A 20,081-nucleotide genomic window follows, 5' to 3' on the forward strand; every position below is an offset into this window, starting at 1 on the left:
TAGCCTGGATGGAGCGCAGCGCAATCCGGACTCTTTCGTACCGATACAGCGGCCCCGGATTACGCCGCGCTCCATCCGGGCTACGAACTGTCATTCGAAAAGCGAAGGTCGAGCCTCGCTAAACCCCCGCTACCGACGTCCACACATCCGCAAGCCTGCGCCGCAGCGCCTGCGCCCGCGTCAGCGGCGGTGGCGTCTCGTCTTCTTCCGGCAGGCGCAGGCCGACGACGTTGACACGGCCGCCGGAGATGCTGCGCGCGACCAGCACGATCTCGTCGAGCGGGAGCTCGGCGCCCTCTTTCGGGGCGCGGTCGAGATGGACGTCGAAATAATCGGCCAGCGTCAGCTTGCCCTCGTCCTCGCCGACCTTGACGCCGTAGATCCCGGCGAGCTCGGCCAGCGTGTGCTCACCGGAGACCATGAAGTCGCCGAGCAGATGCGGATCGGGCGCCGAGCTCGGCTGCATGTCGACGAAGAAGCGGTCGAGCGATTCGGCCTTTTCCGGCGGCGCCAGCAGGTAGATGTAGTCGCCGGGCGCGATGGGGTCGGCCTCCAGCGGCGTCAAAATGTTCTCGTTGCGGATCACCAGCGTCGGCTTGGACCAGGACGGGATCAGGCCGCGGCGGAAATACAGGCTCTTGGGCCGCACCGGATAGCCGACCAGCTGCTGCTCGAGCTGGCCGGGCAGATCCAGCTCGACACGGCGCGGACCGCGCTCGGCGCGCGGCAGCGCCACGTGCAGCTTGCGCGCGGCGGGGGCCAGCGTCCAGCCTTGCAAGAGCAGCGAGATGATGACGACGACGAAGGCGACGTCGAAATAGAGATAGGCCTTGGACAGGCCGACCAGCATCGGGATCGAGGCCAGGAAGATCGCGACGGCGCCGCGCAGGCCGGTCCAGGCGATGAATATCTTTTCGCGCCAGTTGAAGCGGAACGGCGCCAGGCACACGAACACGGCGATCGGCCGCGCCACCAGCATCAGCACGAAGGCGACCCCGACCGCCGGCAGCACGCTGGCCCCTAACCGGCTCGGCGAGACCAGCAGGCCGAGCAGCACGAACATCACGATCTGCGCCAGCCAGGTTGCGGCATCGAGGAAAGCCACCACCGAATTGTGCGCGCGGGTCGGCCGGTTGCCGATGATGATGCCGGCCAGATAGACCGCGAGGAAGCCGGAGGCGTGCATGATCTGCGAGCCGCCGAAGATCACGAGCGCCGCGGTCGTCACGAACGGCGCGTGCAGACCCTGCGGCAGCGCGACTTTGTTGAGCGCGATGACGACGAGCCGTCCGCCGAAGACGCCAACGACGGCGCCCAGCACCGCCTCCTGGATGAACTCCATCGCCACATGGCTTGCGGAGCTCGATCCCAGTGAGATGTATTCGACCAGCATCAAAGTGAGGAAGATCGCGAAAGGATCGTTGGTGCCGGATTCGGCCTCCAGCGTCGCGCCGACGCGCGGGCGCAGGCGCAGGCCCTGGGTGTGCACCAGCAGGAAGACGGCGGCGGCGTCGGTCGAGGCGACCACCGCGCCGACCAGCAGCGACTCCGTCCAATTGAGGTCGAGCGCGTATTTGGCGAACGGCGCCGTGATCAGCGCGGTCAAGAGCACGCCGACGGTCGCGAGCACAACGGACGGCGCGAGCACGGTGCGGATGCTGGCAAAGCGCGTTCGCAGGCCACCGTCGAACAGGATCAGGGCCAGCGCCACCGAGCCGACCAGATAGGTGGTGCGGACGTCGTCGAACTGGAGCCCGCCGGGGCCGGAATCGCCCGCGAGCATGCCGATCACAAGGAAGACGAGCAGCAAGGGCGCTCCGAAGCGCAGCGCAAGCAGGCTCGACAGGATACCGGCCATCACGAGGACGGAGCCGAGCAATATGGCGATGCTGACGGAGTCGAGAGAGGCCATGCGGTGCTGCGGGTTACTCCGGAATGGACGCAATAAAGGGCTAGGCAGGCACCGGCAGTGCGCCCCCTCGCCCCGCTTGCGGGGAGAGGGTTGGGGTGAGGGGGGCTCTCCGCGGGGGCGGTGACAGATGGACTCGCGGAGAGTCCCCCTCACCCGGATCGCATCTGACGATGCGATCCGGCCTCTCCCCGCAAGCGGGGAGAGGCGAAGAGCGCGCTTGCCGGTACCCTATTCGTCCAACAATCATTCTGCTTCAGCATCTCTATCGTCGCCGCAGCGGCACGCCAACCCATTTCTCCCGCTCGCGGCAATCTGCCCGCATTTTACGGCCTTAACGCACTTCACTTCGCGGTGTATCGATGGCCCGGCCGCGCTCTTTGTGGGATTCTGCGGCTCCCTCGAATCAATTCCTCTCCGCTTGCCGACGAGACCGATGGACATGGACCTCAAGGACTTCATGGAGTTCGTGCAGACCACCGCGCGCAGCGTCGGGGCGGAAATCTCCTCGCCCTGGTTCTACCTGCAATTCGGCCTCATCCTGGCCGCGGCCGGCATCGCTTATGCCGCGGAGACCGGCGTGCGCAATCGGGTCGACATGACCGCGCTGACGATGCGCTGGCCGCTGCCGCTCCGGCACTTCGCCCGGGTGATGGTCTCCAGCGCCTCGACGGCGGTGTTCACCTTGCTCGTGATCATCTCGCGCGTGGTGATGTATCACGCGACCTGGCCGAGCCGCTCCTATCTGCTGATGGTCGCCGCCAAGCTGGGCTTCGCCTGGCTCGTGATCCGGCTGGTGACCTCGGTGCTGCGCAACGCCTTCATCGTCCGCCTGGTGTCGATCACGGCGTGGCTTCTCGCCGCGCTCTCGATCCTCGGCCAGCTCGATACGACGGTCGACCTGCTCGATTCCTACGCGATCGTGCTCGGCGGCCTCAGGCTGACCCCGCTGCTGGTCCTCAAGGCCGGCGCGCTCCTGCTGATCGCGCTGTGGCTCACCAACATCGCGAGCAATTTCGCCGAGAGCCGGATCAACGCAACCACCGATCTGACGCCGTCCGTGCAGGTGCTGCTGGTCAAGATCATCCGCATCGGGCTTCTTGCCGTCGCAATCGTCATTGCGCTCGGCGCGGTCGGCATCGACCTGTCGGCGCTTGCGGTGTTCTCCGGCGCGGTCGGCGTCGGCATCGGTATCGGCCTGCAGAAGATCGTGGCCAACTTCATCTCGGGCATCATCCTGCTCGCCGACAAATCGGTGAAGCCCGGCGACCTCGTCACCATCGGCGACAATACCGGCCGCATCAGCGCGATGAAGACGCGTTACATTTCCGTCGCCGCCGGCGACGGCCGCGAGTTCCTGGTGCCGAACGAGGATCTGGTGACGCAGAAGGTCGTCAATTGGACCTATACCGACAAGAACACGCTGGTGAAGATCGCCTTCGGCACCAATTACGACGCCGACCCCCGCCTGGTCACCAAGCTCGCCGCCGAGACCGCCGCGGCCCATCCGCGCGCGACCAAGGGCAAGCCGCCGAACTCCATCCTGACCGAGTTCGCGGAAGCCGGGATGAAGTTCTCGCTGACCTTCTGGATCGCGGACCCCGACGGCATGGACAACGTCAAGAGCGACGTGATGCTGGCACTGTGGGACGCCTTCAAGCGCGAGGGCATCCGGGTTCCCTACCCCGTCCGCGAAATCCGCATCCGCGGCGGCGCGCTGCCGGTGGAAACCACCGTAGAAGTCCCGAATTAGGCCCGCTTTTGGGCGCAACAGGCGGCAAGATCCTTGTTTTGACGCGTTTTCTTCACACGAACCGGTAGCCACGTCGCTCGAAAACGCGCTGCCTTGGCTTGCGCGAAGGCCCGCAATCATTAAATTGGGGCCTGAAATCAAGACTTTCCGCCGATATCGAGCCCACCTCAGAAGATTGCGCCCGCATGAGCTACGTCGAAGCCTCCGATACCTCCCTGCGCAAGACCGGACAGATCAAGCTGCATGGGCCGAGCGCCTTTGCCGGCATGCGCAAGGCGGGCGCGCTGGTGGCCAAGTGCCTCGACGAGCTCACCGACATCGTCGGGCCCGGCGTGCCGACCGAGCGCATCGACGAATTCGTCCGCGACTTCGCCTTCAGCAACAATGCCTATCCGGCGACGCTGATGTATCGCGGCTATCGCTACTCGACCTGCACCTCGCTCAACCACGTGGTCTGCCACGGCATGCCCGGTGACCGTCCGCTGAAGGAAGGCGACATCGTCAACATCGACGTCACCTTCATCGTCGACGGCTGGTATGGCGATTCCAGCCGGATGTATGCGGTCGGCCCGATCGCACGCAAGGCCGAGCGGCTGATCGAGGTGACCTATGAAGCGATGATGCGCGGCATCGCCGCGGTGAAGCCCGGCGCCACCACCGGCGACATCGGTCACGCCATCCAGAGCTTCGTCGAGCCGCAGGGCATGAGCGTGGTGCGCGATTTCTGCGGCCACGGTCTGGGCCGCATGTTCCACGACGAGCCGAACATCATTCATATCGGCCGGCCCGGCGAAGGCGTGCAGCTCAAGCCCGGCATGTTCTTCACCATCGAGCCGATGATCAATCTCGGCAAGCCGCATGTGAAGATCCTCTCCGACGGCTGGACTGCCGTCACCCGCGACCGATCGCTGTCGGCACAGTTCGAGCACTCTGTCGGCGTCACCGCTGATGGCGTCGAGATTTTTACGCTGTCGGAGCGGCACGGCGAGAAGCAGATCGGGTGATCCTTCAGGGTCACCCTTAGGCATCAACCGAACTCGCCGACGCAATTGACGGTTGCAAAAGCGCTAGCCCCCGGCGATGCTGGCGGCCGATGCCCGCCAAGCCGGACCACGACAAGAGCAAACCTGAGGACGCGCCGCATTATCACGGCCATCGCGAGCGGCTGCGCGAGCGCTTCTACAATGCCGGCGCGGATGCGCTGAGCGATTACGAGCTCCTGGAGATGGCGCTGTTTCCGGCGCTGCCGCGGCGCGACACCAAGCCGCTCGCGAAGACGCTGATCAAGACCTTCGGCTCGTTCGCCGAGGTCGTGCACGCGCCGGTGGCGCGCTTGCGCGAGGTTGACGGCATCGGCGAAGCCGCGATCAACCAGCTCAAGCTGATTGCGGCCGCCGCGAGCCGCGTGACCAAGGGCGAGGTCAACAGCCGCAACGCGCTGTCGTCCTGGAACGAGGTGATCGATTATTGCCGCTCCAGCATGGCGTTTGCCGACAAGGAGCAGTTTCGCCTGCTGTTTCTCGACAAGCGCAACCAGCTCATCGCCGACGAGGTGCAGCAGACCGGCACCGTCGACCACACCCCGGTCTATCCGCGCGAAGTGATCAAGCGCGCGCTGGAATTATCAGCGACCGCCCTGATCCTCGTGCATAACCATCCCTCAGGCGATCCCTCGCCCTCGCAGGCGGATATCCAGATGACGAAGGCGATCATCGACATCGCCAAGCCGCTCGGGATTGCCGTGCACGATCACATCATCGTCGGCAAGAGCGGACATGCCAGCCTGCGCGGGATGCGGTTGATCTAGGGCGAGATACCGTCCGTCGCGATGCGCGTTGCGGCCGCTCACCTGAACTCGATGATCGCTCAGTAGCAATACCTGTGATCGACCCGGACGTAGTAGCCGTCCGGCCTCTGCATGTAGCAGCCGCGCTGATAGGCGTAGTAGCCGGAGCGGCGGCGCTCGCCTTCGGAGGCGATCGCGGCGCCCGTGCCGGCGCCGACGACGGCACCGATGGCAGCACCGCGGCCTCCGCCGAGCGCGCCACCGAGGATCGCCCCGCCGACGCCGCCGATGATCGCGCCGCCGATGGCATCCTGGGCGGCGGCCTCATGCACCGGCACCGCCATCGCAACCGTCAGACACACCGCCATTCCAACAGCTCGAAGCATCCCGAATCCTCCCGGTTGATGCCGCCAGTCATAGCGCTCGGGACGGCGCCGGACCAGACCAATTGTCGCAGCCAGCGCGGGGCCTCAGGCCGAAGGACCCTTGCCCAGGGCAAACGAGAGCACGATCGCGTCCGGTGCCTGCTTGAATTCCCTGGTCACCGTCTCGCGCACGAGGCCGGCGAGGTCGCCCAACGGCTTGGTCTGATAAAGGCCCGGAAACATGACCGTCACCGATGCGAGGCGGCCATTGCGCCAGTTGAAACCGACCTGCGGCCTGACGCCGGTCGATTGCTCGAGATCGCCCTCCACGGCCCGTGCGTGCTGCATTCCGTCTTTCAGCGCGCCAAAGGCATCGCAGCCGGACAGGGCAAAGGCGAGGACAATGACGACGACGGCTCTGAACATCGAGGGGCCCGAACGGAATTCATGCTCTACGCTGGATTGCAGCGACCGTATCATGCACCATGTCATGCAGGCCACAGAAAAGACGTGGCGGCCGCCGAGCCGGCGGCGCACTTGCCTCCAGGCCTAAGATTACGGTTCGACCCAGCGCTGCACGGCCTCGACGGTATCGGCGGGCGTGGTGTTGAAGCAGATCGCAGCGTCAGGCGCGAGGCGGTGGACGAGGTTGAGCACCTTCTCGAACAGCACGAGGCGCTCCTTCGGCTCGCGCAGGCCGGCGCCGATCACGATGCAGTCGAAAGTCTCGTCGCGGAGCGCCGCCGTGACGCTGGCTTCCGCGGTGGCGTCGAGATCGATCAGGCAGCTCGTGACCTCGAAGCCGAGATCGCGCAGGCGCAACAGCTGCGCCTCGATGTAGGTTCGCACGAGCTCCGGCGTGAGCTGCGGGAATGCGCTGTAGTCGGCACTGCCGGGTTCGATGCCGATCGCGAGGACGCGCTTGGCCATGCCGGATCTCCCAACGAAATCACCTCTTCCGTCAACGAGATGCCCGGTCTGCAGGTTCCGCCTTCGCGTGGCGTCATTCGGCGGCAACGGATGTGGGGCCGCCTATTGCCGCAGCATGATCAGGGGGTCGGCGGTATCGGGGACGCGCCGCCATTGCGCGTTGTCGTCGGCCTCGAACTGCCAGACGTTGCCCGATTTCGACATCAGGATGATCTGGCCGCGCTCCAGCCGCCATTGCGTCGGGTTGAACTGCGCGATGGCCGCCTCGCATTTCGGCTTGAGGAAGACCTGGAAATTGTCCTGGCCGGCTTCGGTGTTGGTCAGCGTCAGCCCGCAGACCGGCTGGCCGTTGCCGCGCACCATCGACCAGTCGCCGATCATCTGGTCCATCGACTTGGCCATCGAGCGGGCCGCGGCGAGATCCTGCAGGATGTAGACGCCCTCGCCCTGCCGCAGGCCCTCGAAGATGCCGGCCTCGACCTCGGTGAAGTCGATCACGGCTTCACCGCTCGCATCCTGCAGACGGACGATGTCGAGGCCCCTGACGCTCCAGGCGACGATGTCCTTGGTGAAGGGCAGCGCCGCCTTGCAGGCCGGCTCCAGCTCGAGCTTGAAACCCTGCCCCGCGGCATCGCCCTTCATCGTGACGACGCAGGTCTTGCTGCGCTCGGTGGTCGATAGCTCCCACTGCCCGAGCATCTCTTTCTTCAGGCTCGTTGCATCCTGCGCAGGCGCAGCGCCGATCGCGGCCAAGTGGGCCGCGACGGCGAATGCAACGACCCGAAGAATTTTCATCAGCGCCCCTTGAACGGCGTTTCGGCAACCGGCGTCAGCGGCGCCTTGCCTGAGAACCATGACTTGAGGTTGTCGACCACGAGCTGGTCCATCGCGTTGCGCGTCACCACCGAGGCCGAGCCGATATGCGGCAGCAGCACGACGTTCTGCATGGTCTTGAGCTCGTCCGGCACAGTCGGCTCCGCCGCGAACACGTCAAGGCCGGCGGCCAGGATGGTGCCCGACTTGAGCGCCTGCACAAGCGCCGGCTCGTCGACCACCGAGCCGCGTGCGACGTTGACCAGAACGCCGCGCGGGCCGAGCGCCTTGAGCACCTCGGCATTGATCATCTTGTTGGTCGAGGCGCCGCCGGGCACGATCACCATCAGCGTGTCCACCGCCTTCGCCATCTCGATCAGATCAGGGTAGTGCTTGTAGGAGACGTCCTTGGACGGGTTTCGCGAGTGGTAGACCACCGGCACCAGCGAGGCATCGAGCCGGCGTGCGATGGCCTGGCCGATCCGGCCCATGCCGACGATGCCGACCTTGCGGTCGCGCAGCGAGCCGACGCTGAGCGGATAGTTCTGCGTCTGCCAGAGCCCGGAGCGCACGTAGCGGTCGGCCTTGATGAATTCGCGCAAGGTGGAGATCAGCAGGCCCATCGCGACGTCGGCGACCTCCTCGGTCAGCACGTCGGGCGTGTTGGTGACGATGATGCCGTGCTCGGCCGCGTATTTGGCATCGACGTGATCGTAGCCGACGCCGAAGCTTGCCACCATCTCGATCTTGGGCAGCTGCGACAGCGAACCCTTGTCGGCACGGACGGTGTGATAGGTCACGGCGACACCGCGGATCTTTTCGCGGATCGCCGGCGTCAGCCGTTCGAGGTCGCCGTGCGTCTCGGCCTTGTGCACGACGAAATGGTCGGAAAACCCGTTCTCGAGGATCGGCCGCACCGGCCCATAGATCAGAAGGTCGATCTTTTCGGACGAAATCGAACCGGCAGCCATCAGTTTTCCTTTCCAAGCGCGCTTTCATGCCAGCGCCGTAAAACGAGGTGCGAAACTAGCGCCAGCACCCCATAGATGACAATCCCGGCAAGCGACAACAAAAGCAGCGCTGCGAACATGCGGGGTATGTTCAATCGATAGCCTGATTCCGCGATCCTGTAGGCAAGCCCGGAGCCGGCGCCCGCTGTTCCGGCCGCGATCTCGGCCACGACCGCGCCGATCAGCGACAGGCCGCCTGCGATGCGCAGGCCGCCGAGAATGTAGGGCAGTGCCGCGGGCAGCTTGAGAAAGCGCAGCGTCTGCGGCTTTGAGGCGCCATAGAGCTGGAACAGGCCGGCAAGGTTGCGATCGACCGAATTCAGCCCGAGCGTGGTGTTGGACAGCACCGGGAAGAAGGCGACAATGAAGGCGCAGACGACGACTGCGGTTTGCTGCTCCAGGTAGATCAGGAGCAGCGGCGCAATCGCGATCACCGGGGTGACCTGGAGGACGATCGCATAGGGAAATAGCGAGTATTCCACCCATTTCGACTGGTTGAACAACAGTGCCAGCGCGATGCCGCCGATGCTGGCCGCGGCAAAACCTTCGAGCGTGGTCAGAAGCGTGGTGGCAAGCGATTGTGACAGCACCGCCCAGTCCTTGATGAGCGTCAGGACGATGACGGAGGGCGCCGGCAGCACGTAAGGCGGGATGTCCTTGATGCGCACCACCAGTTCCCAGGCGAGGATGCCGGCCGCGAACACGATGACGGGAAGCCCAAAGCGCATCGCGCGTTGCGCGCCTCGCGGTTTTGCGGTGACGGGGGCTTGCGCGTTCATAACGTCGACTGCCCCGAATAGGATGGCGCCAGCGCCGCCGAGACCTTCCGGCAATAATCGGAATAGGCCGCGGAGGTGCGAAACGCCTCGCCGCGCGGCTCGACCGTCTCGATGCGGATATCGGCCTGGATGCGGCCGGGCCGCGCCGTCATCACCACCACGCGCTGCGACAGATAGACGGATTCGAACACCGAATGGGTGACGAAGATGACGGTCTTGCCGAGGCTGCGCCACAGCGCGAGCAGATCATTGTTGAGGCGGAAGCGCGTGATCTCGTCGAGCGCGGCGAACGGCTCGTCCATCAGCAGGATATCCGGATCGGTGACCAGCGCGCGCGCCAGCGACACCCGCATTTTCATGCCGCCGGAGAGCTCGCGCGGAAAGGCATCGGCGAAATCGGCGAGCCCGACGCTGGCCAGCGCCGCGTCGGCACGCCCGCGCGCCTCGGCCTTCGGCACGCCGGCGAGCCTCAGCGGCAGCCGCACATTCTCGCGCACGCTGGTCCAGGGCATCAGGGTCGGCTCCTGAAACACGAAGCCGATGCCGTGGCCCGGCAGCACCTCGCCTTCGTGACGCGCCACCCGCACGATGCCTGACGACGGCGCGCTGAGCTCCGCGATCAACCGCAGCACCGTCGACTTGCCGCAGCCGGACGGACCCAGCAGCGAGATGAACTCGCCCTTGCGGACAGTGAGGTCGAACGGGCCGAGCGCCATGACGCCATTGTCATAGGTCTTCGTCACGCTGCGCAGGCTGACGGCGAGATGCGTCAGGCCGGCGTCGGCCGCGGACGAGGTTTTGCCTGATGACATCGAGCTTGCGCTACGGCTTGCTCGGGCGCAGCTCGACGCCGACGCCCTTGTTGACGAAGCGCAGCGTGTAGGATTTGCGGAAGTCGAGTTCGGGCTTCACGACGCCGGCCTTGACCATCTTGTTGAAGAAGGAGGTGTAGCGCTCGTCGCTCATCGCGCCGATGCCGTTCTTCAGGCTGTCGCCGGAATCGACGATGCCATGCTCCTTCATCTTGGCGACGGAATAAGCAAGCAGGTCGTCGGTCATTTCCGGATTGAGCTTCTTGATCATGGCATTGCCGGCGGAATTGTCGCGGTAGATGTAATTGTACCAGCCGATCATGGAGGCATCGACGAAACGCTGCACCAAATCGGGCTTCTTCTCGACGACGTCGCGGCGCGTCTCGATCAGGGTCGAATAGGTGTTGAAGCCGTAATCGGCGAGCAGCAGCACGTTGGGCTTGAAGCCGGCGGCCTTCTCCACCGCGAAGGGCTCGGAGGTGACATAGCCCTGCATCGCGCTCTTGGGATTGGCGATGAAGGGTTGCGGATTGAAATTATAGGGCCGCACGTTCTTCTCGTTGAAGCCGTATTCGGACTTCAGCCACTGGAAATAGCTGGTCATGCCCTCCTTGGAGACGAACAGCGTCAGCGGCTTGAGGTCCTCGATCTTGCTGATCTTGGCATCCGGCTGCGTCAACATCACCTGCGGATCTTTCTGGAAGATCGCGGCGATGGTCACGACGGGGACGTTGTTGGCGACCGCGTCGAACGACATCAGCGTGTTCGCGGCCATGAAGAAATCGATCTTGCCGGCGATCAGCAGCATCCGGTTGTTCTCGTTGGGACCGCCGGGAACGATGGTGACGTCGAGCCCGTATTTCTTGTAGGTGCCGTCGGCGACCGCCTGGAAGAAGCCGCCATGCTCGGCCTCGGCGACCCAGTTGGTGCCGAAGGTGACCTTGTCCAGCGTCTCGGCACGCGCCTCGGCGCTGCAGACGAAAGCAGCCATCAAGCCCGCAATGAACGCTCTGCGCAGATGAAAGGGGGTCATAATGGCACTCCGTCGATCGCTTCTGGCCAATCGCTTCTGGCTCATGTGAACGCAACGCGATAAAACCGCATGACGTCAGGGGACGCGAGCCGGCCGGGCCCGCATCCCCTGATACCCCAAATTACGTGACAAATTCGGGCAATGAAACCTCCAAAGAAAACTCAATGATGCCATCCCGCGACTGGACCGAAATCCGCTGGGCCGAGACAACCCCTGCGGAATCGTCGCGCTGGATCGCGGTGCTGCCGCTGGCGGCGACCGAGCAGCACGGCCCGCATCTGCCGTTCGAGACCGACGTGCTGATCGCGAACGCCTATCTTGCGCGCGTGCGCGAGCTTCTGCCCGACAACGTTCCGGCCAGTTTTCTTCCCGTCGAACCGGTCGGGATTTCCACCGAGCATATCGACTATCCCGGCACGCAGACGCTGCCGACTGAAACCGCGCTGAAGCGATGGACCGGGATCGGCGAGGACGTCGCGCGTCGCGGCGTGAAGAAGCTCGTCATCATCACCAGCCATGGTGGCAACAGCGCGGCCATGATGCTGATCGCGCAGGATCTGCGCGCGCATCAGAAACTGTTCGTGGTGACGACGTCCTGGTCGCGGCTGTCAGGCGCCGACAAATTGTTCCCGGCCGACGAGGTGCGCCACGGCATCCACGGCGGCGCGGTCGAAACCTCGATCATGCTGGCGCGCTTTCCCGATCAGGTGCGCAAGGAGGCGATCGCGGATTTTCCGGCGAGCAGCATCGCGCTGGAGCAGCAATATCGCTGGCTGTCGACGCAGCGGCCGGCGCCCTTCGCCTGGCAGGCACAGGATCTCAACGCCAGCGGCGCCGTCGGCAATGCGACATTGGCCGTGGCCGCGAAGGGCGAGCAACTGATCGATCAAGGCGCTCGTGCTTTTTGCGAGCTCCTCAGCGAGGTCGATAACTTCGACGTGAACAGGCTCGCCAAAGGGCCGCTCGGCTAGCCGACATCCTATTGTAATCATTTACAAAAACTCATTTCTCCGGGAACGGATTTGCCGCATTCGAACCGGACAGTGGGAGCCTCCGTCAAACTGGGCACGCGGGCCACAACGGACCGCCTCAACCCCGGATGGAGTTTCACATGTCGATCAAGACCAAGATTGCCGCTCTCGCTCTCGCGACCCTCGCCGTCACCGGCAGCATCGTGTCCACCACCTCCTCGGCCGAAGCCAAGCAGCCCGGTTGGGTCTGGGGTGTCGGTGCCGGCATCGCCACCGCCGCCGTCGTCGGCTCCGCGATCGCCGCCAACAACGACCCCTATTACTACGGCTATCACCGCTGCGGCTGGGTCGCCCAGTACAACGCCTTCGGCCAGTACGTCGGCCGCGTTCGTAGCTGCTACTGATTTGAGTACCTGAGGCCGATCTTACGTGGATCCTGCGTCCGACACGGGCGCCTCATCCACCCCGTGTCGTGCCCCCGACCCCGCCCGGCTGTCCCCCCGGGCGGGGTCTTCTTTTTGCCGCCTGAACAACCCGGCAGCGGTCTGGCCCACCGCCCTTCCGATTGCACGTTCCGCGTGTCAGGATAGGATGGGTGGCTGGAGGGCGAGCGTGAATTGGCGGGTTTCAATTGGATCGATCCTGATTGCGATCCTGACATCGACGCAAGCATGTCCCGAGACGGCGCCGCAAGCGCGTACGACGCCCCCGGGCGACAGCCGGCCCGCCGTGGACCTCGAACTCGTCATCGCCATCGATACTTCCTACTCGATGGAAATAGATGACCTGGCAGCTCAACGCGGAGGCTTTGCCAAGGCCATCGTCTCGCGCGAATTTCTTCAAGCCTTGCGGGCCGGCCCGATCGGTAGGATCGCGCTGACCTATTTCGAATGGTCGGCCACGAACGACCAGAAGGTCATCGTCCCCTGGCGACAGATCGACGGACCGGAAGCGGCCGAGACCGTCGCAGATGAGCTCATGAAGGCACCGATCCTCCGCGGGTCGCGCACGTCGATTTCGAGCGCGATCAAATTCGCTATGCCGCTGTTCGAGCAGAATCCATACCGCGGCTCGCGCCGGATCATCGACATTTCGGGCGACGGTCCCAACAACGTCGGCGATCCTGTCGTCACAGCGCGCGACACGGCGTTGCAGAACGGCATCGTCATCACCGGCCTGCCGGTCTTGATCAATGCGACACCGAACGGGACGACGGACATCAGCCATATCGATCACATCGACTGGTACTACGAGGATTGCGTCATCGGCGGGCCAGACTCTTTTGTCGTGCCGATCACCGATCGCGAAGGTTTCAAGGAGGCGATCCGGACCAAGCTGGTGCTCGAGGTGGCGGGCCGCACGCCGAAAAAATCGGCCGCCCCCTCTGCCGACAAGGAGCCGCGCGTGTCCTGCATGATCGGCGAGAAGCTCTGGCAGGCGCGGTGGGATACGGTCAGCCCCGCGACCAAGGCGAACAGTCCAGCCGTCAACACGAGCAGTCCCCCCGACAAGGAGGACGCCTTGCTGAACAAGAAGATCAAGGGCATCTGCCGCGGCTGCTAGGTGCTTGCGTTGGCCGGCCGACAGCCGCCATTCGGCCGCATCATCCATTTCAGCATCGGTCGGTCGGCGCCCGCCCGCCGGTTTCACGAATGTTTGCCGATGTTGCAGCCGCGTCACACAGCGGTGCGAACCATCCTCTGCGGCAATGCGCATCAGTTGCTATTGCGAATTAATCGCAATAAGGTCCACCACTCAGGTTCAGGAACTGGGGAAGAACCCGCGTCGAGCCGAGATCATCTCGGCGCAGGCACTTTAAGACCTGATGACAGGACCGCTGCGAATCGGCAGGGATATCGCGGCGGGTGGGACACATTCGCGTTTGGGGGCGTGCGTTTTGACGTTGAGAGGTCACCGTTACAGGTATTTGCGGACGGCCGCGGCGATTGCCTCGGGCGTGCTTTCTTTTCCCGCCGTGGGCCGTGCGGCCGATCTGCCGCTGAAGGCGCCGGCGCTGAGAGCTGTCTATGACTGGACCGGCCTCTATATCGGCGCGCATGCCGGCTACGGCCGCGGCTCATCGCACTTTGCGCTGAACGACGGCACAGGGATCAACGACAACGGCGTCTTCAGCGGCATGATCGGCGGCGTGCAGGCCGGCTACAATTACCGGCTCAATTCCGGCTGGCTGGTCGGCGTCGAAGGCGATTTCACGTTTCCCAACTACATCACGTCGAATTCGATCGTCTCCTTCCTGGCGACGCCCGGCAACACCGTCACCCAGCAATGGGACTACGCCGCCAGCCTGCGCGGCCGCGTCGGCTATACCAGCGGTCCGTGGCTCGTCTACGCCACCGGCGGCTTTGCCTGGATGGGCGAGCGCTATTTCGACGCGCCGGCCTCCGGCGCCGAAGTCCCGAAAATCCTGAACACGCGGCCGGGCTGGATCGCCGGTGCCGGCGTCGAATACGGCTTCGCGCCGCATTGGAGCGCACGGCTCGAATATCTCTACAGCCGCTTCGACGGCGCCAACGTCGCCTTCTCCACGGGGGCCCAATACAGCTCCACCTCGCTCGACTTCCAGCAGGTCAGGCTCGGCCTCAACCGCAAGGTCGATTGGCCGGGCATGCCCAGCTACAATCCGAAGAGCTCGCTGATCGACACCGAATCGGATCGCTGGGAGATTCACGGCCAGAGCACCTATCTGCCGCAAGGCTATCCCTCGTTCCCCGCGCTCTACACCGGGCCGAACTCGCTCACGCCGTCGCGGCAAGCCAAGGCGACCTGGAGCAACAGCCTGTTCCTGAACGCACGGCTGTGGGACGGCGGCGAGGTCTATTACAATCCCGAGCTGCTCCAGGGGTTTGGACTGAGCGACACCGTGGGCGCGGCCGGCTTCCCGAACGGCGAGGCGCAGAAGTCGAACTTCCCCTATCCGCATTACAACACCTCGCGCCTGTTCGTGCGACAGACCTTCGGCTTCGGCGGCGAGCAGGAAGAACTCGCCAGCGGCCAGTTGCAGCTAGGGCAAAAGGTCGACGTGTCCCGCCTCACCGTGCAGGCCGGCAAATTCGCGGTGGTCGACGTGTTCGACGGCAATGCCTACGCCAAGGACACGCGCAAGGATTTCATGAACTGGTCGCTGTGGGCGCCTGGCGCCTTCGACTATTCCGCCGACAAGGTCGGCCTCACCTACGGCGTCACCGCCGAGTTCAATCAGAAGCAATGGGCGCTGCGCGGCGGCTATTTCCTGATGGTCGCGGAGCCCAATGCAAATCATTTCGATACCAGGGCCGGAGAGCGCGGCCAGTACGTGATCGAGCTCGAGACGCGTTTCTCGCTGTTCGGGCAGCCCGGCAAGCTCAGGACCATGGGCTGGCTCGACAGCGCCAATATGGGCAGCTTCCGCGAGACGCTGAATAATCCCGCGCTCAACCTCGACATCGCGCAGACCCGGCGCGGCCGTATCAAGGTCGGCTATGTCGTCAACCTCGAGCAGGCGATCACCGAGGATGTCGGACTGTTCAGCCGCTGGAGCTGGAACGACGGCAAGAGCGAGACGATCGCTTTCACCGACATCAACCGCAGCCTGTCGGCTGGTTTTTCGATCAAGGGCACGAAATGGGGCCGGCCTGACGACGTGATCGGCGTCGGCGGCGCGATCAACGCGATTTCGCAGGACTACCGCGACTTCCTCGCCGCCGGCGGCCTCGGCGTGTTGATCGGCGACGGCGCGCTCAACTACCGCAAGGAGCGCATTCTCGAAACCTATTACGCCTATGCGCTGAACAAGAATCTGACGCTCACCGCCGACTACCAACTCATCGTCAACCCCGCCTACAATGCCGACCGCGGACCGGTGTCGGTGTTTTCGGGGAGGCTGCACGGCGAGTTCTGAGCGGCGGCGCGAGTGCGGCGAAATCAGGTGGTGGCCGTTTCACCTCTCCCGCTTGCGGGAGCTGACCTCCGTTATTGCAACTAGCCCTGATGCCACCACGCAGTCTAAGCCGCGCGGATCGCGTCCAGGAACTTGCCGACCTCGACCTTGAGACGGCTGCTCTCGCCGGACAGCGATCGCGCAGAGGTGAGCACGTTGGCGGAGGCTGATCCGGTCTGGCTCGCGCCGCGCTGCACGTCGACGATGCTGGCGGAAACCTGCTGGGTGCCGCGCGCGGCCTGCTGCACGTTGCGGGAAATCTCCCGTGTCGCTGCGCCCTGCTCCTCGACCGCCGCGGCGATTGCGGACGCAATCTCGGACATGCGGGAGATGGTGTCACTGATCGACCTGATGGCGCCGACGGAGTCCTCCGTCGCGGTCTGGATTCCCGTGATCTGCTGGCTGATCTCGCCGGTGGCCTTGGCGGTCTGCTCGGCCAGCGCCTTGACCTCGGAGGCGACCACCGCAAAGCCGCGCCCAGCCTCGCCGGCGCGCGCCGCCTCGATGGTGGCGTTGAGAGCCAGAAGGTTGGTCTGGCCCGCGATCTGGCTGATGAGCTCGACGACGTCGCCAATCCGCCCTGCAGCCTTGGCGAGCTCGCCGACATAATCGTTGGTCCGCCCCGCCTGCTGCACCGCCTCGCCGGCGATGCGCGCGGAATCCTGCACCTGCCGGCTGATCTCGTCGACCGACGAGGCCATCTCCTCGGCCGCCGCGGCAACGGTCTGCACGTTGGTGGAGGCCTGTTCGGAAGCGGCCGCGACGGTTGCGGTGACCTTTTCCGATTGATCGGCCGTGCTCGTCAGCGTTCCCGCGGACACTTCCAGCTCCGAGGAAGCCGACGACACCGTGTTGATCACGTCGCCGATCATGGCTTCGAAATCGCGCGCGATCTGGTCCATGCGCTGGCTGCGCCGCAGCTTCGCGTCGGCCTCGACCGCGGCCGCCTCGTCGGCGGCCTTCTTGGCGAGCAGTGAATCCTTGAAATGCTGCAGCGAACCCGCCACCTGGCCGATCTCGTCATTGCGGCCCGTCGCGGGGATCTCGACCTCGTGCTGTCCGGCAGCGAGCGTTCCGATCACGTCCGCGAGCCGGCTGAGCGGCGTCACCACGCGTCTGCGCAGCATCATGGTCACGGCACCGAGCGTCCCCAGCAGCGCCAGCACGGCGACACCGCCGAGCGCGAGCATCGCCAGCGCGCCATCGCGCGACGCCGAGGCGCGTTCGGAAGCTTCGGCCAAGGCGGCATCGCGCACGCCGTAGAACATCTGGATGGCCGGCACGATGACCTTCGCCAGTTCGTCGGCGTTGCTGCTGTACCTGCCGTCACTCCGGGCTGCGGGAATCTCCTTGTCGACGGCAGCCGCAGCTTTTCCAAAATACGATTCCGTTGCCGCCTTCAGCGCGGTCGCGATGCGGGAGGGATCTCCGAGTTGGTCGATGCCGGCCTCGATGCGCTCGCGGTCGGCCTCCACGCGGCCTTGCATGCGATCCATCAGCGACAATTCGCTCGCCGTGAGCGGGCGGCTCGCGGACAGCGCCGGGGACAGCGTGGCGGCTCGGCTGCCGGCCGCAACACGTAGATCCTGGGCCGTCCGTGCCAGGCTCAACAGCGCCGCGAGCGAGGAATCGGCGTTGATGACTTTCGCTTCGAGCCGGTTCATGACCGGTTCGATGTTGCCGATGACGTCGGCAACACCGGGGAGGAAGCCCTTTGTCGCGGCACTGTCGCGCGCCGCCAGGGGAACGCCCATCGCGCGATCGGCAGCGTTGGTGACCTCCTTCAGCCGCCGCGCGGCACGGTCGAGATTCTCCGCAATCGCGCCGCCGTCATCCAGCACCATGACGGCGCGTCTTGCGGCCTCGAAGCCCGCCTCGGCGGCTTTCGCAGCCTTCGTGGCAGCTTCGAGCTGTGCCGGTGTTGCGGCGCCTTCCTGGAAGATCGGACCGATATAGGGAGCGCGAAGGCTGGCGACATGCTGGCTGGCCATCAGCGTCGCACCAAAGGCATCGACGGTCTTGATCGCGTCGGAGCGGTTCGTGAAGATGCGCGTCTGGGTTATCAGCACCTCGGCGCCGAGGATGACTGCAAACACCGTCACCGTCAGCATCGACAGCGCGAAAAGCTTCCCGATCCGCATCCCTTGGTCCCCCGCATACATTTCTGCAATGTCGAAAACCTAGCCGGGCGGCCACTAAGAGCCCGTTAAGCAACGGCAGCCCCGTAGTTCCACGGGAACTCGCGCAAAGCATGTCGAGGCCAGCGGCCGCGCGGTTCCCTCGGGGGGCAAACGCGGCAAAATTGCCGGCATTTCCTTGCCGAATACCTATATCAACGCGTGGGCCGACCTATTCGGCCACACTCTTTTACCTCGGAACGTCAATGCTCTCGGTCGAACTCGTCATCGTCGTCGTCCTGATCGTCATCAACGGCCTCTTGTCCATGTCAGAGCTGGCCGTGGTCTCGTCCCGCCCGGCCCGGCTGTCGCTGCTCGCCGCCAAGGGCGTGCGCGGCGCCGAGCGGGCGCTGACGCTGGCAGCCGATCCCGGCAAGTTCCTCTCGACGGTGCAGATCGGCATCACGCTGGTCGGCGTGCTCTCCGGCGCGTTCTCCGGCGCGACGCTCGGACAGCGGCTGACGCAATGGCTGCTCGAGCTCGGTCTGTCCACGGGAATTGCCGACATCGTCGGCGTCGGCATCGTCGTGACGCTGATCACCTACGCCACCCTGATCGTCGGTGAGCTGGTGCCGAAACAGGTGGCGCTGCGCGACCCCGAAAGCATCGCGGTCAGGGTCGCGCCCGCCATGCACGTGCTTGCGAAGGTCTCGCTGCCGCTGGTCTTTCTGCTCGATCTCTCGGGCAGGCTGATCCTCACGCTGCTCGGCCGCGGCGGCAAGGCCGAGGAGAAGGTCTCGGAGGACGAGATCCACCACCTCGTCAGCGAGGCCGAGAGCGCGGGCGTGCTCGAGCCCGGTGAGAGGGAGATGATCGCCGGCGTGATGCGGCTCGGCGACCGGCCGGTCGGCGCGGTGATGACGCCGCGCACGGAGGTCGACGAGATCGACCTCAACGACGATCCGGCGGCCATTCGGGAGATCATCGCCAAGAGCCCGCATTCGCGCTTTCCCGTCTCCGACGGGGACCGCGACAAACCGATCGGCGTGCTCCAGGCCAAGGACCTGCTGATCGCCTATATGAACGAACGCAACCCGGACCTGCGCGCGCTGGTGCGCGAGGCGCCCGGCATTCCGGCGTCGGCAGACGCGCGCGACGTGCTGACCATCCTGAAAGCCGCGCCGGTCCACGTCGGTTTCGTCTACGACGAATATGGCGGCTTCGAAGGCATGGTGACGGCCGCCGACATCCTCGAATCGATCGTCGGCGCCTTCCATTCGGAGGCCGGACCGCCGGAGCCCGCCTTTGTCAGGCGCGCCGACGATTCGCTGCTGATCTCCGGCTGGATGCCGGTCGACGAATTCGGCGAATTGCTCGGCGTCGAATTGCCGCCGCACCGCTACAACACGGTGGCGGGCCTGGTGCTGCAACAGTTCAACGTGCTGCCTGATACCGGCGATGCCTTCGATTTCGGCGGCTGGCACATCGAGGTGGTCGATCTCGACGGGCGAAGGATCGACAAGATCCTCGCGAGCCGGTTGAGTGAGGTCGAGACGGGGTGAAATTGAGCGATAGCCCGCGCCCGCTCATGGTCACCCGAACCTCACGCCGATCCGCTTCTCCTTGCGCCAGATCACGGTGCACGACAGGTGCGTTCCGTCGGCTTGGACGAACAGGGTGAAATGCTCGGGGATGCCGACCGGGCTGGTGACGTCGAGCGCGGCGCCGGTATCGGACAGGTTGCGGACGGTGCAGTCGATCGCGCCGCCGCCGAACTCGATCGTTCCGGCCTTCAGCACGCGATGTCTTGCCTTGTCGCGCCGTTCGTCCATGGGCACAATATACACCCAAAGTTGAACAAAATCC

Annotated in this window: 19 protein-coding genes; 8 read left to right on the forward strand and 11 right to left on the reverse strand. The window is 64.9% G+C overall.

Annotated elements, in window-relative coordinates; translation table 11 throughout:
• Positions 1 to 118 precede the first annotated feature (118 nt).
• Positions 119 to 1,912, reverse strand: coding sequence for a potassium/proton antiporter (locus BM190_RS29250; protein ID WP_092261240.1), 1,794 nt, complete (start codon positions 1,910 to 1,912; stop codon positions 119 to 121).
• A 433-nt stretch (positions 1,913 to 2,345) separates the two neighbouring features.
• On the opposite strand from BM190_RS29250, the gene BM190_RS29255 reads away from it, so the two are divergent.
• The 3 genes from BM190_RS29255 (at position 2,346) to radC (ending at position 5,469) form a co-directional block, all read left to right on the forward strand.
• Positions 2,346 to 3,662 (forward strand): mechanosensitive ion channel family protein, encoded by a 1,317-nt coding sequence (locus BM190_RS29255; protein WP_177237363.1) that lies wholly within the window; start codon positions 2,346 to 2,348, stop codon positions 3,660 to 3,662.
• Between the two features lie 185 nt (positions 3,663 to 3,847).
• Positions 3,848 to 4,666: a type I methionyl aminopeptidase gene (gene map, locus BM190_RS29260; RefSeq protein ID WP_018316408.1), complete on the forward strand. Its 819-nt coding sequence runs from the start codon at positions 3,848 to 3,850 to the stop codon at positions 4,664 to 4,666.
• A gap of 89 nt (positions 4,667 to 4,755) precedes the next feature.
• Positions 4,756 to 5,469, forward strand: a complete 714-nt coding sequence (gene radC, locus BM190_RS29265) for a RadC family protein (RefSeq protein WP_092261242.1) — start codon at positions 4,756 to 4,758, stop codon at positions 5,467 to 5,469.
• Positions 5,470 to 5,528: 59 nt separating this feature from the next.
• Here the strand turns inward: radC and BM190_RS29270 are convergent, their stop codons facing one another.
• From BM190_RS29270 to BM190_RS29305, 8 genes are all read right to left on the reverse strand, one after another.
• Positions 5,529 to 5,834, reverse strand: a complete 306-nt coding sequence (locus BM190_RS29270; RefSeq protein WP_026201668.1) for a YMGG-like glycine zipper-containing protein — start codon at positions 5,832 to 5,834, stop codon at positions 5,529 to 5,531.
• Between the two features lie 84 nt (positions 5,835 to 5,918).
• On the reverse strand, positions 5,919 to 6,239 hold the full coding sequence (locus tag BM190_RS29275) for a hypothetical protein (protein ID WP_092261243.1): 321 nt from the start codon (positions 6,237 to 6,239) through the stop codon (positions 5,919 to 5,921).
• 129 nt (positions 6,240 to 6,368) lie between these two features.
• On the reverse strand, positions 6,369 to 6,743 hold the full coding sequence (locus tag BM190_RS29280) for a hypothetical protein (protein ID WP_092261244.1): 375 nt from the start codon (positions 6,741 to 6,743) through the stop codon (positions 6,369 to 6,371).
• 102 nt (positions 6,744 to 6,845) lie between these two features.
• Entirely contained in the window at positions 6,846 to 7,538 is a 693-nt protein-coding gene (locus BM190_RS29285; protein WP_092261245.1) for an AprI/Inh family metalloprotease inhibitor, read from the reverse strand.
• A complete protein-coding gene (locus tag BM190_RS29290; RefSeq protein WP_092261246.1) occupies positions 7,538 to 8,527 on the reverse strand; it encodes a 2-hydroxyacid dehydrogenase in 990 nt (329 codons plus the stop codon). Before BM190_RS29290 ends, BM190_RS29285 begins: the two co-directional genes overlap by 1 nt.
• Entirely contained in the window at positions 8,527 to 9,345 is an 819-nt protein-coding gene (locus BM190_RS29295; protein ID WP_092261247.1) for an ABC transporter permease, read from the reverse strand. The genes BM190_RS29290 and BM190_RS29295 overlap by 1 nt, the downstream gene beginning before the upstream one ends.
• Positions 9,342 to 10,157 (reverse strand): ABC transporter ATP-binding protein, encoded by an 816-nt coding sequence (locus BM190_RS29300; RefSeq protein WP_018316417.1) that lies wholly within the window; start codon positions 10,155 to 10,157, stop codon positions 9,342 to 9,344. The genes BM190_RS29295 and BM190_RS29300 overlap by 4 nt, the downstream gene beginning before the upstream one ends.
• Positions 10,158 to 10,167: 10 nt before the next feature.
• Positions 10,168 to 11,190 carry an ABC transporter substrate-binding protein gene (locus BM190_RS29305; protein ID WP_092261248.1) on the reverse strand — a complete coding sequence of 341 codons (1,023 nt, stop codon included), beginning with the start codon at positions 11,188 to 11,190 and terminating at the stop codon, positions 10,168 to 10,170.
• A 164-nt stretch (positions 11,191 to 11,354) separates the two neighbouring features.
• Between BM190_RS29305 and BM190_RS29310 the strand changes: the two genes are divergently transcribed.
• The 4 genes from BM190_RS29310 (at position 11,355) to BM190_RS29325 (ending at position 16,059) form a co-directional block, all read left to right on the forward strand.
• Complete coding sequence (locus BM190_RS29310) at positions 11,355 to 12,161, forward strand: creatininase family protein (protein WP_092261249.1); 807 nt, start codon at positions 11,355 to 11,357, stop codon at positions 12,159 to 12,161.
• A 140-nt stretch (positions 12,162 to 12,301) separates the two neighbouring features.
• Positions 12,302 to 12,565, forward strand: a complete 264-nt coding sequence (locus BM190_RS29315; protein ID WP_028143817.1) for a hypothetical protein — start codon at positions 12,302 to 12,304, stop codon at positions 12,563 to 12,565.
• A gap of 208 nt (positions 12,566 to 12,773) precedes the next feature.
• Entirely contained in the window at positions 12,774 to 13,724 is a 951-nt protein-coding gene (locus tag BM190_RS29320) for a DUF1194 domain-containing protein (RefSeq protein WP_244550762.1), read from the forward strand.
• Between the two features lie 364 nt (positions 13,725 to 14,088).
• Positions 14,089 to 16,059, forward strand: a complete 1,971-nt coding sequence (locus BM190_RS29325) for a carbohydrate porin (RefSeq protein ID WP_092261251.1) — start codon at positions 14,089 to 14,091, stop codon at positions 16,057 to 16,059.
• Positions 16,060 to 16,163: 104 nt separating this feature from the next.
• On the opposite strand, the gene BM190_RS29330 is transcribed toward BM190_RS29325, so the two are convergent.
• Positions 16,164 to 18,239 carry a methyl-accepting chemotaxis protein gene (locus BM190_RS29330; RefSeq protein ID WP_092261252.1) on the reverse strand — a complete coding sequence of 692 codons (2,076 nt, stop codon included), beginning with the start codon at positions 18,237 to 18,239 and terminating at the stop codon, positions 16,164 to 16,166.
• Positions 18,240 to 18,481: 242 nt separating this feature from the next.
• Here BM190_RS29330 and BM190_RS29335 point away from each other — a divergent pair, with 242 nt between their 5' ends.
• Entirely contained in the window at positions 18,482 to 19,777 is a 1,296-nt protein-coding gene (locus BM190_RS29335) for a hemolysin family protein (protein WP_092261253.1), read from the forward strand.
• Between the two features lie 30 nt (positions 19,778 to 19,807).
• On the opposite strand, the gene BM190_RS29340 is transcribed toward BM190_RS29335, so the two are convergent.
• Positions 19,808 to 20,047: a PilZ domain-containing protein gene (locus tag BM190_RS29340; protein ID WP_018316424.1), complete on the reverse strand. Its 240-nt coding sequence runs from the start codon at positions 20,045 to 20,047 to the stop codon at positions 19,808 to 19,810.
• Positions 20,048 to 20,081: the final 34 nt, after the last annotated feature.

Source organism: Bradyrhizobium sp. Rc3b (assembly GCF_900114915.1).
Classification (GTDB): domain Bacteria; phylum Pseudomonadota; class Alphaproteobacteria; order Rhizobiales; family Xanthobacteraceae; genus Bradyrhizobium.

Coding starts and splice junctions, on each gene's coding strand:
- BM190_RS29290 (WP_092261246.1), bottom strand. CDS start 8,527: ATGGCTGCCGGTTCGATTTCGTCCGAAAAGATCGACCTTCTGATCTAT.
- BM190_RS29330 (WP_092261252.1), bottom strand. CDS start 18,239: ATGCGGATCGGGAAGCTTTTCGCGCTGTCGATGCTGACGGTGACGGTG.
- BM190_RS29315 (WP_028143817.1), top strand. CDS start 12,302: ATGTCGATCAAGACCAAGATTGCCGCTCTCGCTCTCGCGACCCTCGCC.
- BM190_RS29250 (WP_092261240.1), bottom strand. CDS start 1,912: ATGGCCTCTCTCGACTCCGTCAGCATCGCCATATTGCTCGGCTCCGTC.
- BM190_RS29335 (WP_092261253.1), top strand. CDS start 18,482: ATGCTCTCGGTCGAACTCGTCATCGTCGTCGTCCTGATCGTCATCAAC.
- radC (WP_092261242.1), top strand. CDS start 4,756: ATGCCCGCCAAGCCGGACCACGACAAGAGCAAACCTGAGGACGCGCCG.
- BM190_RS29340 (WP_018316424.1), bottom strand. CDS start 20,047: ATGGACGAACGGCGCGACAAGGCAAGACATCGCGTGCTGAAGGCCGGA.
- BM190_RS29295 (WP_092261247.1), bottom strand. CDS start 9,345: ATGAACGCGCAAGCCCCCGTCACCGCAAAACCGCGAGGCGCGCAACGC.
- BM190_RS29285 (WP_092261245.1), bottom strand. CDS start 7,538: ATGAAAATTCTTCGGGTCGTTGCATTCGCCGTCGCGGCCCACTTGGCC.
- BM190_RS29270 (WP_026201668.1), bottom strand. CDS start 5,834: ATGCTTCGAGCTGTTGGAATGGCGGTGTGTCTGACGGTTGCGATGGCG.
- BM190_RS29280 (WP_092261244.1), bottom strand. CDS start 6,743: ATGGCCAAGCGCGTCCTCGCGATCGGCATCGAACCCGGCAGTGCCGAC.
- BM190_RS29310 (WP_092261249.1), top strand. CDS start 11,355: ATGATGCCATCCCGCGACTGGACCGAAATCCGCTGGGCCGAGACAACC.
- map (WP_018316408.1), top strand. CDS start 3,848: ATGAGCTACGTCGAAGCCTCCGATACCTCCCTGCGCAAGACCGGACAG.
- BM190_RS29305 (WP_092261248.1), bottom strand. CDS start 11,190: ATGACCCCCTTTCATCTGCGCAGAGCGTTCATTGCGGGCTTGATGGCT.
- BM190_RS29300 (WP_018316417.1), bottom strand. CDS start 10,157: ATGTCATCAGGCAAAACCTCGTCCGCGGCCGACGCCGGCCTGACGCAT.
- BM190_RS29255 (WP_177237363.1), top strand. CDS start 2,346: ATGGACATGGACCTCAAGGACTTCATGGAGTTCGTGCAGACCACCGCG.
- BM190_RS29275 (WP_092261243.1), bottom strand. CDS start 6,239: ATGTTCAGAGCCGTCGTCGTCATTGTCCTCGCCTTTGCCCTGTCCGGC.